This window comes from Natronolimnobius sp. AArcel1 (assembly GCF_011043775.1).
In the GTDB taxonomy this organism is placed as follows: domain Archaea; phylum Halobacteriota; class Halobacteria; order Halobacteriales; family Natrialbaceae; genus Natronolimnobius.
On record NZ_JAAKXY010000004.1, the window covers coordinates 167,424 to 189,692 of the forward strand.

Genomic DNA, 22,269 nt, shown 5'->3' on the forward strand with positions numbered 1-22,269 from the left:
GATGTCACTGCCGCGGCGACGAGTCGCAAGTCACGCCAGCAAACGTCTCTGACCGTCTGATTTAAGATGGTTCAGTAAGGATATGCGACGAACGTACTGTCGTCTGTTCGTCGACATTCCTCACGATGGCACCACACACAGATTCAGACGCGGACGACGCAGCCAACTCCGAGAGTGAAAGCGGAGATGACACGGGTAGTACCGCCGAAACTGCGACCCAAAACGAACAGTCGGCCGAGCCAGGGCAATCAGCATCGACGACAACGACCGCTGGCACAGAACCAGGGACACCCAAAACGGGCGACACAGCCGACGAACCGACCGCGACACCCGCTGGCGTCTCCGCTGAGGAGCAGGCACCAGATCCAGACCCGAATTCGACGTTCGATACCGCCAAACGCGTGATTCGGCGCGTCCTCGAGACGCTCCGTGGCTCCGATATCGAGGTCAAAGAGTACAACCCCGACAGCCACGAGCCACTCATCGAATTCGACGGCATCGATGGCCTCGAGGAAGTCGAGCGCTACTGGGTCGACGCCCCGTTTTCGTTCGTGACAATCGGCTACGACTCCGAGCGCAGTCACCACCGATACCACGTGGTCGAACCGCGACTAACCGAGAGCGAGCGCCTGTTGCTCGAGACGCTCTTCGAAGACATCCGCGACCCGCTGTTGTATCGCGAGCAAGACGCCGATGCCGATGTTGAGGCGATTTTACAAGACACGATTCGTGAGTACCTCGAGCGCTATGGCGCAGAGATCGAGATGGCGACGTTCTATCGCCTGTTTTACTACATTCACCGGGATTTCCGTGGCTACGGTCGGCTGGATCCGATCATGCACGATCCACACGTCGAGGATATTTCGTGCGACGGCTACGAGTTGCCAATTTTTGTCTATCACGAGGGCTATACCGACATCGAGACGAATGTCTCGTTTGGGCCAGACGAACTCGATCAGTTCGTTGTGCGTCTCGCCCAGCACTCGGGTCGACATATCTCGATCGGTGATCCAATGGTCGAGACGACACTTCCCGATGGCTCGCGTGCCGAACTGGCTCTCGGCAGAGAGGTCACCCCGCGCGGCTCTGCATTCACCATCCGAAAGTACGCTGATGAGCCGTTTACGCCGGTCGATCTCATCGAGTACGGCACCTTCAGCATCGAGCAGATGGCCTATCTCTGGTTGGCAATCGAGCACAACAAGAGTCTCCTCTTTGCAGGTGGGACAGCCTCGGGGAAAACGACGAGCATGAACGCCATCTCGATGTTTATCCCGCCGCGTTCGAAGGTGTTGACCATCGAAGACACCCGCGAACTCCAACTGTATCACGACAACTGGCTCTCTTCGGTCACGCGCGAACGAATCCACGAAGGGACCGACGTGTCGATGTACGACCTACTCCGGTCAGCACTGCGACACCGCCCCGAATACATCGTCGTCGGCGAGGTCCGTGGCGAGGAAGCAATCACGCTCTTTCAGGCGATGAACACCGGCCACACGACCTACTCGACGATGCACGCCGACTCGGTCCAGACAGTGATCAACCGACTCGAGAACGAGCCAATCAACGTCCCGCGGCCGATGGTCCAGAGCCTCGATATTCTCTCCGTGCAGACGCTTACCCGTCTCGAGGATGGTCGCGTCCGCCGAAACAAAGTCATCGCCGAAATCGAGGGCATCGACCAGCGAACCGGCGAACTCGACTACTCAACGGCGTACACCTGGGACAACGATGGCGATGAGTTCCACTCGAGTGGCAGTCATGTCCTCGAGACAATCCGCAACGAGCGTGGCTGGTCACGAACCCAGTTACTGACCGAACTCAAGGATCGCGAACGGTTCCTCCAGTACCTCTGTGCGAACGACATCTCAGACTACCGGCGCTTTACCGCGCTCGTCAACGAGTACTACGTCGACCGCGAGAGCGTCCTCGAGACGATCGAGGACGCGGATGGAGCGCCGACAGACAACACAGCCGAACCGGGCAGCGATGAGCACGGTGGCGATGCCCACGGTGAGGACGAACGGCCAGAAGATGACGGACTCGAGGCTGAACGGGACGACCGAACCGAAGCTACCGACGATGGTGTCGGTGGTGGCGAGGAGACGACACCACACTGATGACGCCCGCAAGCGCTGTTCCGCTGGTACTCGCACTGGGGTGTCTCTCGCTGGTCATCGCCGCGAGATACCACGCCGGTATCGATCGGCTGTTGACGCGGGTGTCGGTCCGACTCTTCGGGGATTCGGTCGCCGAGTTCAAACACGAACAGCCAGATCGACAAGCCGCACTCCACGGCGCACAGATCCCAACAACCTACCGAGAGTACGGCGCAACCACGATTTTGTACGCAGCACTGATTGCACTCGCCGGGTCGATTCTCGGCATTTACCTTATTTGGGGGCTGTTGCTCCTCCTCGCAATTGATCCCGAAACCATGCGCGAGTCACTCCCCAGCGCGTTTGGCTTTCTCGCAAACCTCGGTGGCATTCCCACCCTCTCACTCGGCGAGTTGACCGCCCTATTAATCGTCTCTTGTCTTACGATTGGAGCCGTCGTCGGCGCTAGCGTCTACTGGCTCCGCTGGTGGTATCTATCCTACGTTGCCGACAACCGCGCTCGCCGAATCGACACCGCACTCCCCTCAACGGTCGCATTCATGTACGCCCTCTCGAGAAGTGGCATGGAATTCCCCAAAATCGTCCGTATCGTCGCCCAACAGGAGACCACGTACGGCGAAGCCGCAGCCGAGTTCGACGTCGCCGTCCGAAATATGGATGCGTTCGGTATGGACGCCATCACCGCCCTTCAGACGATGGGGCGGCGCTCTCCCAGCCCGAAGTTCCAGGAGTTCACCGAGAATCTGGTGAGTGTTCTCCAAAGCGGCCACAGCCTCGCTGATTTTCTCGAGGGGAAGTACCACGACTTTCAAGAGGAATCTGAATCCCAACAAGAACAAACCCTCGAGATGCTCGGGACGCTCGCCGAAGCCTACGTGACCGTCCTGGTCGCTGGCCCGCTGTTTCTCATCACGATTTTGGTCGTTATCGGCATTTCAGTCGGGGACACGCTCGAGCCACTGCAGGCGCTCATCTACGTCATCTTGCCGTTTGGAAACATCGCCTTTATCGTCTATCTGAGCATGGTCACCGATTCAATCACGCCGGGGACGGCCTCACCAACCGACTCCGCCAGGTCGACTTCCGGCCTTGACTCGCCGACGGCTGGCATTACGACACAGCCTCGTCCCCGGCCCGACGGCGGCCTCGCACACACAGCCGACACCGGACAGTCAAACGTCGAGCGCGTCCGCTACTACCAGCGATTCAAATACGCACGCAAGCGCCTCACCAGTCCGATTTCGACACTGCTCGAGCGGCCCACGCTGTCACTAGTCGTCACCGTGCCTATCGCACTCGGCGTTATCGCCTGGCGACTGCCTGCGGCGTTTACCGAAAGCGGCTTCGACGTGACCGTCATCGATGATGTGACCGCCGTCAGCGCGCTATTCGTCCTGACCGTCTTCGCGATCTTTTATGAACTCCATCGGCGACGACTCGAGGCAATCGAGGCGGCAGTGCCGGATCTGCTCGACCGACTTGCGAGCGTCAACGACGCGGGGATGTCGATCGTCTCCTCGATCAATCACGTCCGGGGCTCAGATCTGGGGCCGCTGGGCGAGGAACTCGATCGCGTCTGGGCAGATATCCAGTGGGGTGCCGACCTCCAATCTGCGCTCGGGCGCTTCGAGCGACGGGTCCGAACGCGTGCCACATCACGAGTCGTCACGCTTCTGACGGAGGCGATGAACGCGAGTGGCAACCTCGCGACCGTGTTGCGAATCGCCGGCCGCCAAGCCGCAGCTGACCGCCGACTCAAACGCAAGCGCAAGCAGTCGATGGTCGAGTACATGATCGTCGTCTACATCTCGTTTCTCGTCTTCCTATTCATCATTACCGTGCTCGCAGCGTATCTGCTGCCGAACCTGCCGACCGACCTCGATATGGGTGACGCTGCTGCTGGTGTCAGCGGACTCGAGGGACTGGGTGGCGAGGGTCTCGGCACGTTCACGACCGTGTTCTATCACGCGACGCTTGTCCAGGGCTTACTCTCCGGACTGATCGCCGGCCAGTTGAGCTCTGGCGATTTGCGTGCCGGTGCGAAACACGCCGCAGCGATGATCGGACTCTCCGTACTGCTATTCGCAGTCATCGTCTAACGGCGGCCTCGAGTGCGGGACGAACGCTTTTTCCAGTCCGGCCCTCGAGTATCGGTAATGTCTGAGGGCGAGGACTCGAGTGCGAACGAGCGAGCGAGCGAATCAGACGACGCCACGACTCAGTCGCGTGACAGCGTCCGCGAGACCTACGACCGGATTGCGACTCACTTCGCATCGACGCGCGAGTACGCCTGGCCCGAGGTCGACACGTTCGTCGAGGAGTGGCAGGCACAGACAGCAGACGCAGCCAGCGTCGGCCTCGACCTCGGCTGTGGCAACTGTCGCCACGCCGAACTGCTCGCCCCCCACTGCGAGACCGTCGTCGGTCTCGACATCAGCCGTGGCCTGCTCGAGACGGGGCGCGAGCGATCCACCGAGCGCGAGTTCCCGGTTGCACTCTGTCAGGGCGACGCGGCCGCGCTCCCGCTTGCATCGAACACCGTCGACGTCGCTATCTACGTCGCGACCCTCCATCACCTCCCCACGCAGACAGCCCGCCGCGCCAGTCTCGACGAACTCGCGCGCGTGCTCGCCCCCGAGGGCCAAGCCCTCGTTAGTGCGTGGTCGACCGCCCACGACCGCTTCGACGCCGATGAGGGGTTCGACACCACCGTCGAGTGGACCCTCCCCGGCGGCGAGCCCGTCGACCGATTCTACCATATCTACGCCCCCGAGGAGTTCGAGGCCGATCTCGAGGCGAGCGACCTCGAGATCCTCGAATGGGAACTCTCAAGTGGGAACTGCTATGCGACGGTGGCTGGCGGACGGTAACGGGCGGGATTCGAAGGCGGCTGACAATCGCCACTCGAAAAAGGAAGACCCTTAAACACCGAGCGAAAACGGAAGAGTGCGCGCGGATGGTCTAGTGGTAGGACCTGAGCCTTCCAAGCTCATGGCCCGGGTTCAAATCCCGGTCCGCGCACTTGTTGATGAAGGGACGTGAGAAGAGAACACATGAGAGGGAATTTGGATCAAGCTGAAGTTCTGCGAACGCAGTGAACAGGTTCTCAGGCGTGGTTCACAATCCCGGTCCGCACACTGTTGCTGGTCGCCGAGTTACACAACAGAAGTCCACGAAGGATTTGAGCGAGAGTGAAATCCTCGAGCGGTGTTCACACCCCTAGCCCGCGGTTTTGCCACCCACACTCGAGCGACGACGAGCAACCAACACGTCGCAAACTGACCGCTCGAGCGGGCATGGAGCCATCGACAGGCAACAGTCACTGATCAGGTCCAGCAGTATCGTCTGCCGTCTCGAGCGCCACGGCTCTCGCTGCGGTCGCCTTAAATGAGGCTGTGATCTCACGCCCGACTGCGAGTCCCAAGCGGTCCACGCTTGCGTTCGTCACCAGCGCCTGTATCTCGACATCGGGAGCGAGTCGCACCGAAACGCTGGTGATCGAGTCGCCAGTCTCGAGAGAGTCGACAATGCCAGGAAACTGGTTTCGGAGGCTGGTGCCGTCGCCTCGAGGCGTGTCATCGGGGTCAGTCAGAACGACTGCGTCCGAGCGGACGCTGACCTGTGCTTCGCTCGCGCCCTCGGGGACCAGCGCGAGCACGGGACCAAGTGCCGTCTCGACGGTCGCAAGTTCGCCGTCTCGGTCGCGGACAGGGCCTGAAAAGACGGATTCGGTGACACGAGCAACGCCCTCGAGTTCGGTGGCGTGGCGTTCGAATCGCCGGCGGAGTTCGCGCGCCGTCTCGGTGAGGTTAGTCCCACCGCCGCCGCTGCCGCCGCGACGGCGTTCGGTAATCGAGCCGACGGCGGACTCGATTTCGACGACCCGATTTTGCAATCGGGCGTACGATCGCTCGAGTTCGTCGGCGGCCTTGTGCATCGAACCGAACTCGTCGATTGCGGCGAGCATGTCGATATCGCGTTGCTCGATGGTGACGCTCCCGATCACGAGTCGCGTCGCATACTCCCGTTCGACCTGCACGTTTGCGTTCATTGAAACTCCGCTCGAGTGATAATCAATATACCAGTTCGCCATCGATAAATTTCTGGGTTCGGTCATCGGCTGGGTCGTCGAACACGGTCTCTGTCGGGCCGATTTCGATGAGTTCGCTGTCGAGGAGGACGGCGACGCGGTCGGCAACTCGTTCGGCCTGATGCATGTCGTGGGTTGCGATAGCGACGCCGATACCGCGGTTTCGGGCCTGCTGGATGGCGTCTTCGATAACCGCCGTGTTTCGCGGGTCGAGGTCCGACGTGGGTTCATCGAGCAGGAGAATATCCGGCTCGTAGGCCAGCGCGCGTGCGAACGCGACACGCTGTTTCTCCCCGCCGGAGAGCGACGCGGCGTCCTGCTCTGCGTTGTCGGCCAGTCCGACCGTCCGGAGCGCCTCGAGGGCAGCACCGGTTCCGTTCGGTCGGCCGACGAGGCTTGCCAGTTCGTGGCGAAGGCGGTCACCCCACGACTGTCGAACACGGAGGCCGTAGGTGGCGTTTCGACGAACGCTCGCGTCGAAGAGGCTCGCTTCCTGAAAGACCATCCCAATCTGCCGGCGGTACTCGAGTCGGCGCTGTTTCGGCAGTTGCCAGACGGAGTCGCCACCGTACGTGATCGTTCCCTCGTCGGGGCGGTCGAATAGCGCGAGCAGTCGAAGCAGGGTTGACTTGCCGACACCGGAGGGGCCGATGAGTGCGACGACCTCGCCCGGTGAGACTGACAGTGAGACATCCTCAAAGATGGATTCACTTCCGTATCCGTGTCCAAGGGAGTGTGCCTCGAGTGTCATCAGTAGCGGCCACCTCCGTTTCCGTTGCCGAGTCGGACAACGATTGCGTTGACGATCAGAACGAGTACGAGCAGGATCGCGCCGAGGATCATCGCCGTTTCGAACCGACCCTGGCGCGCCTCGAGTTGGATCGCGGTTGTGAGTGTCCTGGTGACGGAGGTGCCATCAGAGCTTGCGATGTTGCCGCCGACGATGAGGACGCCGCCGACCTCGCTGATCGCTCGGCCGAAGCCCGCGAGAACGGCGGTTGCAATGCCGTAACGCGCCTCTTTGATCGTTACGAGTGCGACGTCCGTGCGTGTCCCGCCCATTGCGTAGGCTGCATCACGGACCGACTGCTCGACGCTGCTGACCGCCGCGAGGCTGACGCCGATAATGACCGGCGTTGCAAGGATGAACTGCGAGATGATCATCGCCTCTGTGGTGAAAACGAGATCAAAGGTCCCGAACGGCCCCTGATTCGAGACGGCAAAGAGGACGACGAGACCGACGACGACGCTCGGAAAGCCCATCCCCGTGTTGATGAGCGATGTCACCAGCGCCTTCCCGCGAAACGTCGTAAATCCGATCAGCAGCGCGATTGGCAGACTGAACACCGTACTCAACCCGACTGCAACGATGCTCACGTACAGCGAGACGACGATGATACTCCGAATGTAGTCCTCCTCGAACGGAAACTCGAGGAGCAGTGGGGCGAGGGTCGAAAGTGTCGTGGGCTCGAGTGGCATCGATTGGGTTTCGTCGGTCAGTTATCGCCACTGGAGCCATCCCACTCCTCGGGAACGTACTGCTCGAAGTTCGAGTCCTCTGAGAGTGCGTCGGCGAAAAATAGTTGCTCGCCGTCTGACGTGTATCCGTCGATGAGATCCTGTCCTTCCGGCCCCGTAATGTAGCCGATGTAGGCCATTGCGAGGTCGTACGCGACGTGATCATGGACAGCCGGATTGACGGCGACGATTCCGTAGGGATTCATCAGTTCCTCAGGACCATCCTCGACCGGCCCCTCGACGTGTATCTCGAGGTCGAGTTCGTCGCGCATATCGAGAACTGTCCCGCGGTCAGCCAGCGTGTAACCACCTTGCATACTCGTCTGATTCAGAATCTCGCCCATGCCACCGCCCCCGTCGACGTACCACTCGCCGAACTCCTCGACGGTTAGCCCTGCGGCGTCCCAGAGGTCGCGCTCTTTGGTATGGGTTCCGGACTCGTCACCGCGCGAGACAAACGGCGATTCCGTCTCGGCGATCACCGAGAACGCCGCCTCGACGTCGTCCGAACCGGAAATATCGGCTGGATCATCCGCTTCGCCGACGACGACGAAGTCGTTGAACATGAGGTCCCGACGATTGACACCGTAGCCGTCCGCCATGAACTCGTCCTCGAGTTCGCGGGCGTGGACCATCACCACGTCCGAATCGCCGTTTCGGGCGTGCTCGAGAGCGGCACCTGTTCCTTCGGAAACGGTCAGCACGCTCACGCCGTAGCGCTCCTCGAAGGCGGCGTTGAGGTCGTCGAGCAGCCCCGTATCGTAGGTGCTGGTCGTCGTCGTCAGCGTGAGTTCCTCGCCAACGATGTCCGGGCTATTCGCCCCGTTGTCCTCGCTGGCGTCGTCGCTGCTAGTACCGTCATCATCGCTAGCAAAGCATCCAGCAAGTCCAGCCGCAAGCCCGCTCCCGGCCGTCGCGAGGAGTCGACGGCGTTGTATCGACATAGATACTACGATAGCTGGCACGAGCAAATAGCTTGGGGTGCCGGATAAGGAGTTTCAGTTACGACTGCGGATTCTCGAGTGCCCCATTGGAAATAAATAATCAAATGTGGTTTCGACGCCCGGAAACGAAACCGTGCGTGGCTACACCCCTCGAGTACTGGGCTGCAATCGGTGGCACGTGGGAGGCCTGTACCGAGGACATGACAGATGAACTCGGTAAGGACCGCGCGAAAGCCCACTGCTCGGCGATGAAAGACGAAGTGGTGCGCACCCAGCGGTGGCGAACCCGAATCTGAGAGGCGCTCGCGTTAGTCGTCCGTGTCGATGGTGTCGGGATCGAGCCACTCGAGTTCGATCTCCAGTTCGAGTTCGTCACCCGCATCGGACGGTTCGCGCTCGAGTTCCACCTCGAACTCGAGTACCTCGTCCGGGAGCGAGACGGTCACTGACTCGTCGTCGTCATCGTAGACTGTTAACTCGCCGCCAGCCTCGAGCGTCTCACCGAGTTCGCGCAGCCAGCCGGCGGCCTGGGCGGGCGACCCGTCGAACTCTCGCTCGAGGAGTTCAATTTCGTCGTCTGTTTCGTCGTCGGGGTCGGAATCGTCGGACATCGCCACTGTCTACGACGAACTGGTGGAAAAAAGCCGACCCGGCACTCCACAGCCTGAAGACCGCAGCGGTGGCATCCGACCGCCGCGATTATGCGTCTCGACAGCCATCAGCGACCGTGGACTACGACGTACTCGGCTGGCCGCCCGACGGCCCGAAACTGCGACTTGATTACCGGCGCTTTAGCTACGCCGGGAAGTTCGTCATGACGAACACGGGGAAAGCCGTCGCTCGAGAGCAAGCGGTTGCGAACGAGACGGAACGTGACCAGCACGATAGCGAGGAGTACGCGGACGACGTCATTGGCGCGGTCGCGTTCAACGAGGACCGCACCGACGCGGACACCCTGTGGCTGCGCTACGTCACCGTCGCGACCGACCGGCGCGGCGAGGGAATCGGCCCCAAGCTCTGCGGACTGGTCCGTGACCGTGCCATAGAGCGCGGCTACGACCGTCTCAAAATCGCGGTCAACAACCCCTTCGCCTACGAAGCGCTGTACCGAACCGGATTTACCTACACCGGCGAGACGACCGGCATCGCAGAATTAGTGCTCGAGTACCCAAAGCCCGATGCGCTCGAAGACGGCGAGACAGACCCACAGGAACGGTATCAGGCCGGACTCGAGCAGTACCGCGAACGTGAGTTGTCGGACGAGGAAGCGGAGTTTCTCGAGTCGCGTCGTGGGAGCGACCCGCCAAAGAGCGACGTGGTGTAGTCATCCTGCTCGAGCAGGTTCGTCAGGGTCGCCGGGTCTACGGTCGACCCAGCACAGATAGGCGGCAGCCAGTATCGCGGCGTAAAGTGTCCATGCGACCGTAACGCTTGCAATGGTTCCGACGACGATGCCATCCGTCGGCCAGTGTGGAAGCTGTCCGACACCCGTCAGGACGTATCCGAGCGTACCGATTGCAAGCAGGAATCCCGCAATCCTGATCGGCCGGCTCGCGTGTACGACGCTCTCGAGGAGCGCATCAACCGGCCCCAGACCACCGAGGACGAGAAACGCGGGGAACAAAAACAGCGCAATAGCAACGGCGAGGACGATGATAACGAACGTCATTACCGCGAGTATTGACGGACGTACTGTGCTTCGACTCACGAACAACAGCGCAAACGACCCGCTCTGGACGGCAAACACGTAGCCGAACAACCAGCCAATTCTCGGCAGAGGTGGAACGACGCCCGTCGTCTCGGGACTCACAGTCCAGAGTGCAATAGCGAGGACGACCGCCGTCATGAACGCGATGACTGCCTGCCAGCCCAGCAAGACGAGAAACGACTCGAGTCGAATCCCGAGTAACAGCGCTGGACTAAACTCGACTGCAGGCTCGAGGGGTGGAACGAACGGAACCTGGACGGAGATGACACCGCGCTGTGGAAACGGCGAAAACGCGGTGGGGTAGGGCGAGTCGACGCGGGCACGAGAACTCGCCGCGCCGAGAACTCCCACGAGGAAAAATGGCACGACCAGCCATAGCTGAGCGCGAAGCAAGTCGACTGCTGTGCGGAGAACTGAGGATCGTGTCTCCGACGTCTCGGTTTCGTCTGCTGTCGCAGTGGAAACTGTGGGTGCCATGGATTACTCGAGGCCGTAGAGCATGAGTGTCGTGCCGAAGACGATTCGATCACCGGAGACAACTGCGGGCGTCAATCCGTCGCGTTCGGTATCGCTCCCACCCGACGTCCCAACCATCTCGGTGAACGTCCAGAGCCGATCACCGCTTGTTCGCTCGAGGGCGTGGAGTCCGCTTTGACCGGGAACCAACAGGAGGTCATCGGCTGCTGTCGGTGGTGGCGTGTGTGGAGACCATTTTGAACCGGGTGGGTCGTCCAGCGTTACCTCCCACTGAACGCGGCCCTCGTCGCGGTCGAGTGCAACGATTGTGAGCGGGTCCGACCCCGACGCTGGGCTCGTCCCAACGTGATAGACCGTCGTCTCGTCGACGGTGAGTCCGACGTGTGTCGAGTGCTCGAACGTTCGTCGCCATCGCCGGTCACCTGTCGCTGCATCGAGTGCGAGCACCTCGAGCTCATCGTACTCGTCAGTCAACTCGGCAATATAGACGTCGCCGTCGTGTGCGAGGATAGCATCACTGCTGGCGGTCGGTCCCTGTCTTTCCGGACGGTCGCTGGACCACACGAGCGTTCCCTCCTCGAGGTCGACGCCAGCAAGTAGCGGTGATCGGAGAACTGAGTTTGATTCCCGATAGCCGCCCACGATGACGACCGTCTCCGTAGTGGAGTCGACGACATGCCCACCGATGTCGACGTGGCCGTCGTCTACCGGAGCGGCCGTCTCGAAATCGAATCGCCACCGACGCTGACCGTCGTTCGGATCGCTGGCCGCGACCGTCGTCGATACCGGATGGAGGGTGATGATCGCGTCGTCAACGACAAGTGGTGAACCGAGCCACTGTGGCTCGCCAAAGCCTGATTGAAATGCCTCTGTGCTGACCGACTCTCCATCTGCCCACCAGCGAGCACGGGCGTGCCCGAGACCGTCGACACTGCGTGGCCAACTATCCGGACCCGCTGCATAGCCTACGACCGTTTCGCCGTAGGGAACCACAAGGACGCCATCTCGATAGATCGTCGTCGAGCCGAGTGCCATCGGCCCGATACCGCGGCCGAAACCGCCGTGTGTCGAGACGTTTGGCCCCTCACCGGTATCGCGGTCGATAACAAACAGACCGTTCGGGTGCTGACAGTAAACGGTTCCGTCCGCAACGATTGGTGGATACCACCCGGAGGCACCGACACCATGTTCCCAGATAACCTCCGGCTCGTCTCGCGGAAGTGTTGCGTCGGGCACGAATCGCGTCCGTCCGGAGTCGCAGCCGTACATACGCCAGTCATCGTCGCGATCAGATGGAAATTGCTCCTTCGATACACTGCCGGTGATGGACTCGAGGCAGCCGCTTACACCAAGCATGCCAACGCTTGCGAGGATGGCTCGACGTGGAGGGTCGATCACAGTCATCGAAGGTTTTTCTTGACCGACAGTTTCTATCGCGAACTAAAGCTCTTGTTGTTCGGTTGCCCGTCGCGGACAGGCAAAGCCAATCATAAAATCCCAGCCCTCCCAAGGAGTGTACAATGGGAAACGCTGCACTCCGTGACATCGCCGTCATCGAAGACGTCCCCTTCGCCGATATCGAGGGCGTCGTCGCTGTTGACGCGCACAACTGGCTCTATCGCTACCTGACGACCACTGTCAAGTGGACCTCGAGCGAGAAGTACACCACCGCCGACGGCACCGAGGTCGCAAACCTCATCGGCATCGTCCAGGGCCTGCCGAAGTTCTTCGAGAACGACGTCACGCCCGTCATGGTCTTCGACGGCGGCCCCTCCGACCTCAAGGAAGACGAGATTGAATCCCGCCGAGAACAGCGCCAAACGTACGAGGAACAACTCGAGGAGGCCCGTGAAGCAGGCGATCAGGTCGCCATCGCCCAACTCGAGTCCCGAACCCAGCGCCTGACGCCAACGATTCAAGAGACCAGCCGGGAACTCCTGCGATTGCTCGACGTGCCAATCGTCGAAGCGCCCGCGGAAGGAGAGGCACAGGCGGCCCACATCGTCCGCCGCGGCGACGCGGATTATGTTGGATCGGAGGACTACGACGCCCTGCTCTTTGGCGCGCCTCGCACCCTGCGCCAACTGACGAGCAAGGGCGACCCCGAACTGATGGACCTCGAGGCGACGCTCGCCCATCACGACCTCACGCTCGAGCAACTCATCGACGCCGCCATCCTGATCGGGACGGACTTCAACGAGGGCGTCAGGGGAATCGGCCCGAAAACGGCCATCTCGGAGATCACGGAACACGGCGACCTCTGGAGCGTTCTCGAGGCCCGCGGCGACAGCGTGGAGTACGGCGACCGCGTCCGCCAGCTGTTTCGCGACCCGAACGTGACCGACGACTACGAGTTCGACACGACGCTCGACCCGGATCTCGAGGCCGCCCGCGACTTTGTCACCGACGAGTGGGCCGTCGACGCCGACGAGGTCGAACGCGGCTTCGAACGGATCGACGAGAGCATCACGCAGGTTGGACTGGACCGCTGGACCTGATCGGGGTTGGACGCCAGTTTGCCTTGCACTCGAGGGGTTGCTACCCACCCCGATACGCTGTAGCCCGCCCATACCAGCCAGCGCAGGTGACTGAGGAAGGTGTGGGTCTCGAGGCCGAGTCGAACGAGCGGGCTGTAAGCGCCGGATAGCAAAACCCGCTGGTGCTGGAGTGATGGTACGGTCTGGTGTCCCGATGTGTCGGTACAACCGCCAACGGCACAGTAGACCGTTACAATCCCCTGCTGGATCACCCACGTCACCCATCGATTTCACCCTTCTTCGAACCAGATCAGCCCGCAGCGACGCCGTTAGCGCTCGCTCCAGTCTCGAACGCGATCCGCAATAAACTCGCGATAGGCCCGCCCGCTCGCGTTCTCGAGGCCGCCAATCGCGGAGAGATAGCCCAGTCCGACGGTCGTCTTCAGCGCCTTCGCGGTCCGGCCAGTCACGACCGCGGGGCCGAGTTGGGCAACCGCATCGTCGCCGACGCTGACCAGCCAGCCGGGTGAGTCAAACGAGAACGATTCGGGCGTCTCTGTCTGTTCCTCGCCGTCGTCAGCCACGTGTTCTCCACTGTCGGTCACGTGTTGCTCGCTGTCAGTCGCAGTCGCCGCCTCGAGTTCGTCCGTGACAACGCGTGCAATCGCTGTCGACGCCGTTCGCGCCTCGCGAACCGCCGCCTGCGCACTGGCAGGCACCGGCTCGCCGTCGGCATCCGTTACGGCGGCAGCGTCGCCGAGTGCGAACGTCCGCTCGTCGAGTCGAAGGTCGCTCTCGACTGCGGGTCGCTCGCCAGAAAGGGCGTCCGGGCCGCGAATACCGCCCGTCCAGACGAACTGCGCCGCTGGCAGTCGCTCGCCCGACTCGAGGACGACACGCTCCGAATCGGCTCGGAGCACGGCAGTCCCCGTCCGAACCTCGATTCCCTGCGCCTCGAGTGCGTCGCGAACGGCCTGCTGGAAGTTGTCGGGAAACGCCGGCGCGACGGACTCGAGTTGCTCGAGCAACGTGATCGTCACGTCCGCACGCTCCTCGCGGGCGAGTACGGCCAGTTCACCCGCCGTTTGGACGCCGGAGAGCCCGGCCCCGCCAATGACGATGTGGCCGTCCGGCTGGGCGAACACCTCGAGTGCGCGCTGGCGAATCGCCATCGCATCCGCGAGCGACTTCAGTGGTGTTGCGTGCTCGCGGACACCCTCGAGTCCGTAGTAGGCCGTCTGTGCGCCCAGACAGATCGCGGCCACGTCATAGGAGAGCGTGCCACTCGAGAGCGAGATGGTCCGAGACTCGCGGTCGATTTCTTCGACGTGGGCGATGCGAACCGTAGCCCGCTCGAGAACGGCAGGGAGCGAGACGGTGATTGCCGAGGCGAGTTCCGGCCGGCGAATCACGCGATGGAGTTCGTGCTGGACGAGATGGTCGGGTTCGTCGTTAATCAGCGTGAGCTCGGCCGTATCGGGGAGTCTCTCCTCGAGCAAGCGCGTCAGCGTCAGGCCCGCATAGCCCGCGCCGAGGACGACGACGTGCATGTGAGTCGATAGATGCTCGAGCGGTATAGCGGTTCATATCAGTGAAATCGATACTCACCATCGACAGCTAATCAAGTGCACTTGTTCTACTACAATTTTATTGGTAACGCTTAAGGAGTGACACCGCACAGTTGGGGGTGAACAGCATCACCCCGATATATGGGGTTGAACGCCTGCGGATACGAACAGAGACATCTATGGACTGTCCAGATTGCAGCCACGACCGGACACGCGTCGTCGATACGGGCACGACCGACTCGATGACCGTTCGACGCCGACGCGAGTGCCAACGCTGTTCGTTCAGATTCACCACCTACGAGCGACCCGAGTGGGACACCCTGCAGGTAAAGAAACGAGACGGACGCATCGAGTCGTTCGCCCGGGCAAAACTCCGGGCCGGCATCGAACGCGCAGTCGAAAAACGCCCGGTCGACGAGGACACCGTCACCGACCTCGTCGACCGCATCGAGACGCGTCTGAGAGACCGAGACACCCGAATCGTCTCGACGACCGCCATCGGCGATCTGACCTCACAGGAGCTCCGAGCAGTCGATAAAGTCGCCTACATCCGATTCGTCTCGGTCTACCGGGCCTTTTCCGACCCCGAGGAGTTCCTGCGCGAACTCGATGCCGTCCTCGAGGGCGAACACGACGATGCGTCCAACAGCACCGAGTCGGACACCACCTGACCAATACATGAGTCACACTGCACAGACAACACTCAGCAGCCGGATTCGAACCGTACTGAATCGAACGCGCGCCGAGGATGGATCGATCCTCGACGACGAGACAGTCGACGACCTCGTCACCGAAGCCGAACGCAGCCTCTACGACGGCGCTGACGACGAGGAAATCTACGAGGGCATCCTCCACGTCCTGACCGCCCGCATCGAACGCTACCCCGAATACAAACAGCTCGCAGCCGACGTCTTCCGCCAGCAGTACTACCGCGAAGTCATCGGCGAGGATCTCGAGGGCTTCGACCTCGACCGCGCCTACCGCGAGACCTTCCGCGAGAATATCGAACACGGCGTCGACTGCGACCTCCTCGACGAGCGGATGGACGACCTGTTCGATCTCGAGGAACTTGCATCCTATCTCGAGCCCAAGCGCGACGAGCACTTCGAGTACATGGCGCTGGATACGCTGTATCAGCGCTATTTCCTCAAAACGGCTGACGGCGAGCGACTGGAACTCCCACAGGCGATGTGGATGCGCGTCGCGATGGGACTCGCACTCGAGGAAGATGACCCACAGGCACGCACGAAGGAGTTCTACGACGTGCTCTCCCGCCTCGAGTTTACGCCCTCCTCGCCGACGCTGTTTCACAGCGGCACGGCCCACCCACAGCTGTCCTCGTGCTATCTGACGACCATTCCAGACGATCTCGAGGGCATTTTCGATGCCTATCAGTCTCACGCCCAGCTCTCGAAGTGGAGCGGCGGCCTCGGCAACGACTGGACGAACGTCCGCGCGTCGGGCTCGCTCATCAGTTCGACCGGCGTCGAATCGACCGGCACGGTGCCGTTCCTTCGGATTTCGAACGACGTCACCGCGGCGATCAACCGCTCGGGCAAGCGCCGCGGGGCTGCCTGTGGCTACCTCGAGTGCTGGCACCTCGATTTCCCGTCGTTCATCGACCTGAAGCGAAACACGGGCGACGAGCGCCGCCGGACGCCGGATATGAACACGGCCGCCTGGATTCCGGACCTGTTCATGAAACGCGTCCGCGAGGGCGGCGAGTGGACGCTGTTCTCGCCTGATGAAGTGCCTGAACTCCACGAAACCTACGGCTCGGAGTTCGCCGAGACCTACCGCGAGTACGAGCAACTGGCCGAGGATGGCGAGTTGCGCCAGTACGAACGCGTCGATGCCGCAGACCTCTGGCGCAAGACGCTTACCCGCCTGTTCGAAACCGGTCACCCGTGGGTCACGTTCAAAGATCCGTGTAACGTCCGCTCGCCACAGGACCACGAAGGCGTCGTCCACTCCTCGAACCTCTGTACCGAAATCACGCTCAACACGAGCCAGGACGAACACGCCGTCTGTAACTTAGGTAGCGTCAACCTCGTGACACACATCGAGGATGGCCGCCTCGAGCGCGAGTACCTCGCCGACACCATCGAGACGGCGATGCGGATGCTCGACAACGTCATCGACCTCTGTTTCTACCCGACCGAGGAAGCCGCCGCGTCGAACGAACGCCACCGCCCAATTGGACTCGGCGTGCTCGGCTTCCACGAGGCGCTCATGGCGACCGACACGCCGATGGCAAGCGACGACGCCGTCGAGCGTGCGAACCGCTGGCAGGAGTTTGTCTCCTATCACGCCCTGCTTAACTCCTCGCGACTCGCCAAAGAGCGCGGCGCGTACCCCTCCTACGAGGGCTCGAAGTGGGACCGCGGCCTGCTTCCACAGGACACTGTCGACGTCCTCGAGGAAGAGCGCGGGCTCGAGATTCCGACCGACCGGGAGGAAACCCTCGACTGGTACGTCGTTCGCGAACACATCGAGGAACACGGCATGCGTAACTCGAATACGATGGCAATCGCGCCGACGGCGACGATTTCGACGATCAACGGGACGACGCCCTCGATTGAGCCCCAGTACTCGAATCTCTACGTCAAATCGAACATGAGCGGCGACTTTACCGTGATCAACGACCGCCTCGTCGAGGACCTGCGCGACCGCGACCGCTGGGACGACGAGATGGTCGACCGCATCAAGTTCCACGACGGCTCGATTCAGGAGATTGACGCCATCCCGGACGACGTTCAGGAACTGTACCGCTCCGCGTTCGAAATCGACCCGCGCCACCAGTTGCACTTGACCGCCGTCCGCCAGACGTGGATCGACCAGTCGATCTCGCACAACGTCTTCTTCCCCAGCACCGACGGCTCGCTGCTCGACGACATCTACCAGACGGCCTGGGAACTCGGCCTCAAAACCACCTACTACCTCCGGACGCTCGGGGCCTCCCAGATCGAGAAATCCACCCTCGACCTTGACGAGTACGGGAAAACGCAGCACCGCTCGAGTGGGGACGAGACGGCCACAACGGACGACGCGGTCAAGACGGACGGCGGCGACGACAGCGAACTCTGTCGCGTCGAAGATCCGACCTGCGACGCCTGTCAGTAAGCATCGCCACCAACCAAACACGCTTCAATCACAGCTATGCCAGTCATCAATAACGACGACCAGCACGACCCGAACAAGATCCTTCCAATCGACTACGAGTGGGCACGCGAGTACTACGAAGCCGGCGTTGCGAACAACTGGGTGCCCGAAGAGATCCCGATGCAAGACGACATTCGCCAGTGGGAAGGCGACGCACTCACCGCCGACGAGCGCCGCCTCGTCGAGTGGAACCTCGGCTTTTTCTCGACAGCCGAATCCCTGACTGCGAACAACATCGTCCTCGCACTCTACGAGTACGTCACTGCGCCCGAATGTCGCCAGTACCTCCTGCGCCAGGCCTACGAGGAGGCGATTCACACGGACACGTTCATCTACTGCTGTGACTCGCTTGGCTTCGAACCCGAGTACATGTACGGCATGTACGACCGCATCCCCTCGATCCAGGCGAAAGACGAGTATGTCGTCGACCTCACCCGCGTCGTCACCGAACCGGAGTTCACCCTCGAGACCGAAGAGGACCTCCGCGAGTTCCTGCGCGACGTGATCGGCTTCTACGTCATCATGGAGGGCATCTTCTTCTATGCCGGCTTTGCCATGATGCTCGGGCTGAAACGCCAGAACAAGATGGTCGGAATCGGCCAGCAGTTCGAGTACATCCTCCGCGATGAGTCCCTGCACGTCGGCTTCGGCGTCGACCTCATTGAGCAGGTGCGTACCGAAAACCCCGGCGTCTGGACTGACGAGTTCGGCGAGACTGTCATCGACCTCATCACCGAAGCCGTCGAACTCGAGAAACGCTACGCCACTGAGGCCTGCCCGGACGAGATGCTCGGGATGGGTCCAGCGCAGTTCGCAGAGTACGTCGAACACATCGCAGATCGGCGTCTCGAGCAACTCGACTTGCCCAAACAGTACGAGACGGAGAACCCGTTCCCATGGATGTCCGAGCAGGTCGACCTGAACAAAGAGAAGAACTTCTTCGAGACGCAGGTCACAGAGTACCAGAGCGGCGGATCGCTGGACTGGTAACGAGCAAAAAACGACCTGCTGTCGATTAGAACAGGTGGTCGTCTTCGTCCTCGAGCAGACGAGCGGGGCCGCCGACGTCCCAGATCGTCGTCGAGACGCCGGTGTCGGAAATCTCTTCTTCGACGCGTTCGGCGTACTCCTCGGTCGTGTTGACGTAGACGCTCGCGCCGGTGTCAGTCGAGAAGTACACTGGAATATCCTCTTCCTCGCGCAGTTCGCGCACGCGGTTGAAGATGGCAAGCGTCGCTGGCTGCCAGTAGACCCAGCCCTCGGGGCCGGTCATCGTCGTCGCAGCGAGCGAGAGCGAGTCGTGTTCGGCGAGTTCGAACACCGAATCGAACTCGTCGTTGCGAAGCGCGTCACGCATCTCTGCGATCTGGCCGTGGATGTGGGCGTTTCGCGCCTGGAACATGTGGCTGTCTGCGGCCTCATCGTGGGCATCCTCGGTCTCTTTGTGGTACGGCACGAGTCCGACGATGATCTTCATGTCCTCGTGGAGATTACTCGGCAGTCGTCGGGAGACGCAGTCGTCGTCGTTCAGCCCCGTATGCAACTGCGAGAACGCACCCGTCACTGCGCGGGCCGCAGACGCCGAGCCGACGCGCGCAATCGTCGAAATCTCTTGCTTGGAGGCATCGAGTTCTGCAGCCTCCGCGAGCGCCATCGCCGCAGCCGCAAAGCCAGACGACGACGAGCCAAGCCCGACGTTCGTCGGGAAACTGTTCTCGCTCTCGAGGCGCACCGGATACACCGTGTGGGCAGCGTCAGATTTCGAGCGTGCTTTCTCGACGACGGCTTCGACCCGTTCGGCCGCGCGGCCCTCGAGTTCCTCGCCGTCAACGATGAAGGTGTCCTCGTCGTAGTCCATGGAGAACTCGACGGTCGTTCGTGTGTGACTCGGTGCCGTACAGACACTGATGCTGTCGTGATACGGCAGTCGTTCGATGTCATCACGCATCCCGTGGTATTTTACGAGACCCTGAATTGGGTGGGCCATCGCCGTCGCTTTCATACCGTGACACGGGTGTGATGATTGTATAAACTTCACGGCATCTCTCCAGTAACTCGAGACAGTTCACATCAGATACATATTTGTCGGACTCGGAATCCGAACGCTGAAACACCGACCATCCAATGATCAACCTATGGGAACCCCACGCGAGACACGTCAAGAGCAAGCCGAGACGGTCATCGACCGCCTCGAGGAGGCCTATCCTGACTCGACGATTTCGCTTCGGTATTCGAACCGCCTCGAGTTGCTGATCGCGGTGATTCTCTCCGCCCAGTGTACTGACGAGCGAGTCAACAAAGAGACGAAACACCTGTTCGAGAAGTACGACGGCCCCGAGGAGTACGCAAACGCGCCCCAGGAGGAACTCGCCGAGGATCTAAGTTCGATCACCTACTACAACAGCAAAGCCGAGTACATCCGCACCTCGTGTGAACTCATTCTCGAGGAGCACGACGGCGAAGTGCCTGACACGATGGACGAGCTAACGGAGCTGTCGGGAGTCGGGCGGAAAACCGCCAACGTGGTGCTTCAACACGGCCACGACGTCGTCGAAGGAATCGTTGTCGACACCCACGTCCAGCGTCTCTCGCGGCGACTCGGCCTGACCGAGGAGCAGTATCCGGAACAGATCGAACAGGATCTGATGGGAATCGTCCCCGAGGGCTACTGGCAGCAGTTTACCCACCTCTGTATCGACCACGGCCGCGCGATCTGTAGCGCACAAAATCCAGACTGTAGCGACTGCGTGCTCGCCGACCTCTGTCCTTCCGAGAAAGGTGACTCGGAGATCGACCTCGCCTCTGGCGACCCCTGGTAGAAGCGTAGACACTCTGGTGCCGACCCACGCAAGCCCAACCCCTTTTGGGCGGTCACTGATAGCCCCAGACGGGATCACTATGTCTGACAATACCGACGAGACTGGCAAGGACGAGCACGGGCGAGACGTCGAACTCGAGCACGAGAAAACCGACGAGGACGACAACGAGGAACTCACCGAGGAGGAAAAAGAGGCGCGTGAAGAACATCAAGAAGAACAGCGCCGACAGGATATCGAACACAAGTCGGACGAGCGCGAGAACGACGCCCTCGAGAACACGAACCCGGATCACCACCGGGACGAAGAGCCATACAACAGCTAATACTGCCGGACAACAGTCAGCACAGGTTTCGACCAGCCGTTCGGTCGAAACGCTGTCCTCCGGCAGTATACCGTCCCGACGTCTGTCGGTCGCGTGTGTCTCGAGGTCACGCTGACCACTCTTTTCGCGACTGCGTTCAATAGTAGTTGACTCGATTACGCGTGCGACTCGAGTGCGTCCTCGGGAACGACAAGCGTCGAGAGCGTGTCAGTCACAGAGACCGTGACGGCCCCATCGATAGATATTGTCGCACTCGCATGCTCGTCGGCGACGACCTGAATCGGCCCCTCGTCGCGTTCGACGGTGAGCCGAACGCCGTCGTCGGGCAGCACCCATCGGCTGGTTTTGGTGACGAACGGCGCAATCGGCGTCACGGCGAGGGCATCGATGGCCGCAGACAGTTGCGGGGCCTCGAGCGTGCTCGCATAGCCGTGCGTGCCGGCCGGCGTCGAGACGACGACGCCGTCAGCGCGAAACGAGGCGACAGTATCTCCTCGGCTGCGGACGGCAAACTCCGAGATTCGAGCGGGTTCGTCCGTCACGAGCGTCACGTCGAACAGCGCCCGCTCAGTGCCGACGGCGTTCCCGTCACCATCGACAATCGCTGCCGAAAGGACGGGCTGTGACTGCTCGCGTGCGTCTCCGTCAAAGATGGTCGGGAGCGCCCTCGAGACGTCCTCACGAGCGACTGTGTCGATGCCGTCGACGTCGCCAACTGGGAGTACGGGTACCTCGAGTCCGGCGCGTGCAACCGCCGAGAGCGTCGACTCGCCGTCGGCGATCACTAGATCGAGGTCGGCCGCCTGGAGGGCTTCGAGGTCGCCGTAAACACACTCGAGTGAGTGTGGACACGACTCGGTTGCACTCGAAACGGCGTCTGCAACCGCGCTTTCGTGGTCGCTCTCGCTCGTGGCGTCGCTCGCTGCGACGCCGACGGCGACCTCGTCGCGCCCACTCCAGGCGGTATCCATACCCGCTCTTTCACACGGCCCGCTCAAAAGCATACGGTTGTGCGCCGACGCCCGCTGTGTGTCTGTGCCAGCGTGGAGGCGAGCGTCGAC

21 protein-coding genes and 1 tRNA gene are annotated in these 22,269 nt (G+C 61.5%); 12 read left to right on the forward strand and 10 right to left on the reverse strand.

Annotation, left to right across the window (positions count from 1 at the left end):
- Positions 1 to 125 precede the first annotated feature (125 nt).
- From G6M89_RS13120 to G6M89_RS13135, 4 genes are all read left to right on the forward strand, one after another.
- Positions 126 to 2,123: a type II/IV secretion system ATPase subunit gene (locus G6M89_RS13120; protein ID WP_241175339.1), complete on the forward strand. Its 1,998-nt coding sequence runs from the start codon at positions 126 to 128 to the stop codon at positions 2,121 to 2,123.
- On the forward strand, positions 2,123 to 4,222 hold the full coding sequence (locus G6M89_RS13125; protein WP_165162294.1) for a type II secretion system F family protein: 2,100 nt from the start codon (positions 2,123 to 2,125) through the stop codon (positions 4,220 to 4,222). The genes G6M89_RS13120 and G6M89_RS13125 overlap by 1 nt, the downstream gene beginning before the upstream one ends.
- A gap of 57 nt (positions 4,223 to 4,279) precedes the next feature.
- Positions 4,280 to 4,993 (forward strand): class I SAM-dependent methyltransferase, encoded by a 714-nt coding sequence (locus G6M89_RS13130; RefSeq protein WP_165162295.1) that lies wholly within the window; start codon positions 4,280 to 4,282, stop codon positions 4,991 to 4,993.
- Positions 4,994 to 5,073: 80 nt separating this feature from the next.
- A tRNA-Gly gene (locus tag G6M89_RS13135) sits at positions 5,074 to 5,144 on the forward strand.
- Positions 5,145 to 5,442: 298 nt separating this feature from the next.
- On the opposite strand, the gene G6M89_RS13140 is transcribed toward G6M89_RS13135, so the two are convergent.
- The 4 genes from G6M89_RS13140 to G6M89_RS13155 are packed head-to-tail and all read right to left on the reverse strand — an operon-like array spanning position 5,443 to position 8,675.
- Positions 5,443 to 6,162, reverse strand: coding sequence for a TOBE domain-containing protein (locus G6M89_RS13140; RefSeq protein ID WP_165162707.1), 720 nt, complete (start codon positions 6,160 to 6,162; stop codon positions 5,443 to 5,445).
- Between the two features lie 34 nt (positions 6,163 to 6,196).
- Complete coding sequence (locus tag G6M89_RS13145; RefSeq protein WP_165162296.1) at positions 6,197 to 6,964, reverse strand: amino acid ABC transporter ATP-binding protein; 768 nt, start codon at positions 6,962 to 6,964, stop codon at positions 6,197 to 6,199.
- Positions 6,964 to 7,692, reverse strand: a complete 729-nt coding sequence (locus G6M89_RS13150) for an ABC transporter permease (RefSeq protein ID WP_165162297.1) — start codon at positions 7,690 to 7,692, stop codon at positions 6,964 to 6,966. The genes G6M89_RS13145 and G6M89_RS13150 overlap by 1 nt, the downstream gene beginning before the upstream one ends.
- A 17-nt stretch (positions 7,693 to 7,709) precedes the next feature.
- Complete coding sequence (locus G6M89_RS13155; protein WP_165162298.1) at positions 7,710 to 8,675, reverse strand: substrate-binding domain-containing protein; 966 nt, start codon at positions 8,673 to 8,675, stop codon at positions 7,710 to 7,712.
- Between the two features lie 137 nt (positions 8,676 to 8,812).
- On the opposite strand from G6M89_RS13155, the gene G6M89_RS13160 reads away from it, so the two are divergent.
- Positions 8,813 to 8,971 carry a hypothetical protein gene (locus tag G6M89_RS13160; RefSeq protein ID WP_165162148.1) on the forward strand — a complete coding sequence of 53 codons (159 nt, stop codon included), beginning with the start codon at positions 8,813 to 8,815 and terminating at the stop codon, positions 8,969 to 8,971.
- 12 nt (positions 8,972 to 8,983) lie between these two features.
- Here the strand turns inward: G6M89_RS13160 and G6M89_RS13165 are convergent, their stop codons facing one another.
- Positions 8,984 to 9,286 carry an amphi-Trp domain-containing protein gene (locus G6M89_RS13165; protein ID WP_165162299.1) on the reverse strand — a complete coding sequence of 101 codons (303 nt, stop codon included), beginning with the start codon at positions 9,284 to 9,286 and terminating at the stop codon, positions 8,984 to 8,986.
- 116 nt (positions 9,287 to 9,402) lie between these two features.
- On the opposite strand from G6M89_RS13165, the gene G6M89_RS13170 reads away from it, so the two are divergent.
- A complete protein-coding gene (locus tag G6M89_RS13170) occupies positions 9,403 to 9,999 on the forward strand; it encodes a GNAT family N-acetyltransferase (RefSeq protein WP_343162646.1) in 597 nt (198 codons plus the stop codon).
- Here G6M89_RS13170 and G6M89_RS13175 read toward each other — a convergent pair whose 3' ends face one another.
- Both G6M89_RS13175 and G6M89_RS13180 read right to left on the reverse strand, forming a co-directional pair.
- Entirely contained in the window at positions 10,000 to 10,860 is an 861-nt protein-coding gene (locus G6M89_RS13175) for a hypothetical protein (RefSeq protein WP_165162300.1), read from the reverse strand.
- A 3-nt stretch (positions 10,861 to 10,863) separates the two neighbouring features.
- A complete protein-coding gene (locus G6M89_RS13180; protein ID WP_165162301.1) occupies positions 10,864 to 12,264 on the reverse strand; it encodes a PQQ-binding-like beta-propeller repeat protein in 1,401 nt (466 codons plus the stop codon).
- Between the two features lie 116 nt (positions 12,265 to 12,380).
- On the opposite strand from G6M89_RS13180, the gene fen reads away from it, so the two are divergent.
- Positions 12,381 to 13,358, forward strand: coding sequence for a flap endonuclease-1 (gene fen, locus G6M89_RS13185; protein ID WP_165162302.1), 978 nt, complete (start codon positions 12,381 to 12,383; stop codon positions 13,356 to 13,358).
- 308 nt (positions 13,359 to 13,666) lie between these two features.
- On the opposite strand, the gene G6M89_RS13190 is transcribed toward fen, so the two are convergent.
- Positions 13,667 to 14,887, reverse strand: coding sequence for an NAD(P)/FAD-dependent oxidoreductase (locus G6M89_RS13190; RefSeq protein ID WP_165162303.1), 1,221 nt, complete (start codon positions 14,885 to 14,887; stop codon positions 13,667 to 13,669).
- 197 nt (positions 14,888 to 15,084) lie between these two features.
- Between G6M89_RS13190 and nrdR the strand changes: the two genes are divergently transcribed.
- The 3 genes from nrdR to G6M89_RS13205 are packed head-to-tail and all read left to right on the forward strand — an operon-like array spanning position 15,085 to position 19,057.
- Positions 15,085 to 15,576, forward strand: coding sequence for a transcriptional regulator NrdR (gene nrdR / locus G6M89_RS13195; protein WP_165162304.1), 492 nt, complete (start codon positions 15,085 to 15,087; stop codon positions 15,574 to 15,576).
- A 7-nt stretch (positions 15,577 to 15,583) separates the two neighbouring features.
- On the forward strand, positions 15,584 to 18,028 hold the full coding sequence (locus tag G6M89_RS13200; protein ID WP_165162305.1) for a ribonucleoside-diphosphate reductase subunit alpha: 2,445 nt from the start codon (positions 15,584 to 15,586) through the stop codon (positions 18,026 to 18,028).
- Between the two features lie 36 nt (positions 18,029 to 18,064).
- Positions 18,065 to 19,057: a ribonucleotide-diphosphate reductase subunit beta gene (locus G6M89_RS13205; protein ID WP_165162306.1), complete on the forward strand. Its 993-nt coding sequence runs from the start codon at positions 18,065 to 18,067 to the stop codon at positions 19,055 to 19,057.
- A gap of 25 nt (positions 19,058 to 19,082) precedes the next feature.
- Here the strand turns inward: G6M89_RS13205 and mvaD are convergent, their stop codons facing one another.
- Entirely contained in the window at positions 19,083 to 20,069 is a 987-nt protein-coding gene (gene mvaD, locus G6M89_RS13210; RefSeq protein WP_165162307.1) for a phosphomevalonate decarboxylase MvaD, read from the reverse strand.
- A 133-nt stretch (positions 20,070 to 20,202) separates the two neighbouring features.
- Between mvaD and nth the strand changes: the two genes are divergently transcribed.
- Together nth and G6M89_RS13220 are read left to right on the forward strand one after the other, a co-directional pair.
- Positions 20,203 to 20,886: an endonuclease III gene (nth, locus tag G6M89_RS13215; RefSeq protein WP_165162308.1), complete on the forward strand. Its 684-nt coding sequence runs from the start codon at positions 20,203 to 20,205 to the stop codon at positions 20,884 to 20,886.
- Positions 20,887 to 20,965: 79 nt separating this feature from the next.
- Positions 20,966 to 21,208, forward strand: coding sequence for a hypothetical protein (locus G6M89_RS13220; protein ID WP_165162309.1), 243 nt, complete (start codon positions 20,966 to 20,968; stop codon positions 21,206 to 21,208).
- 155 nt (positions 21,209 to 21,363) lie between these two features.
- Here the strand turns inward: G6M89_RS13220 and G6M89_RS13225 are convergent, their stop codons facing one another.
- Positions 21,364 to 22,179, reverse strand: a complete 816-nt coding sequence (locus G6M89_RS13225) for an NAD(+)/NADH kinase (RefSeq protein ID WP_165162310.1) — start codon at positions 22,177 to 22,179, stop codon at positions 21,364 to 21,366.
- Positions 22,180 to 22,269: the final 90 nt, after the last annotated feature.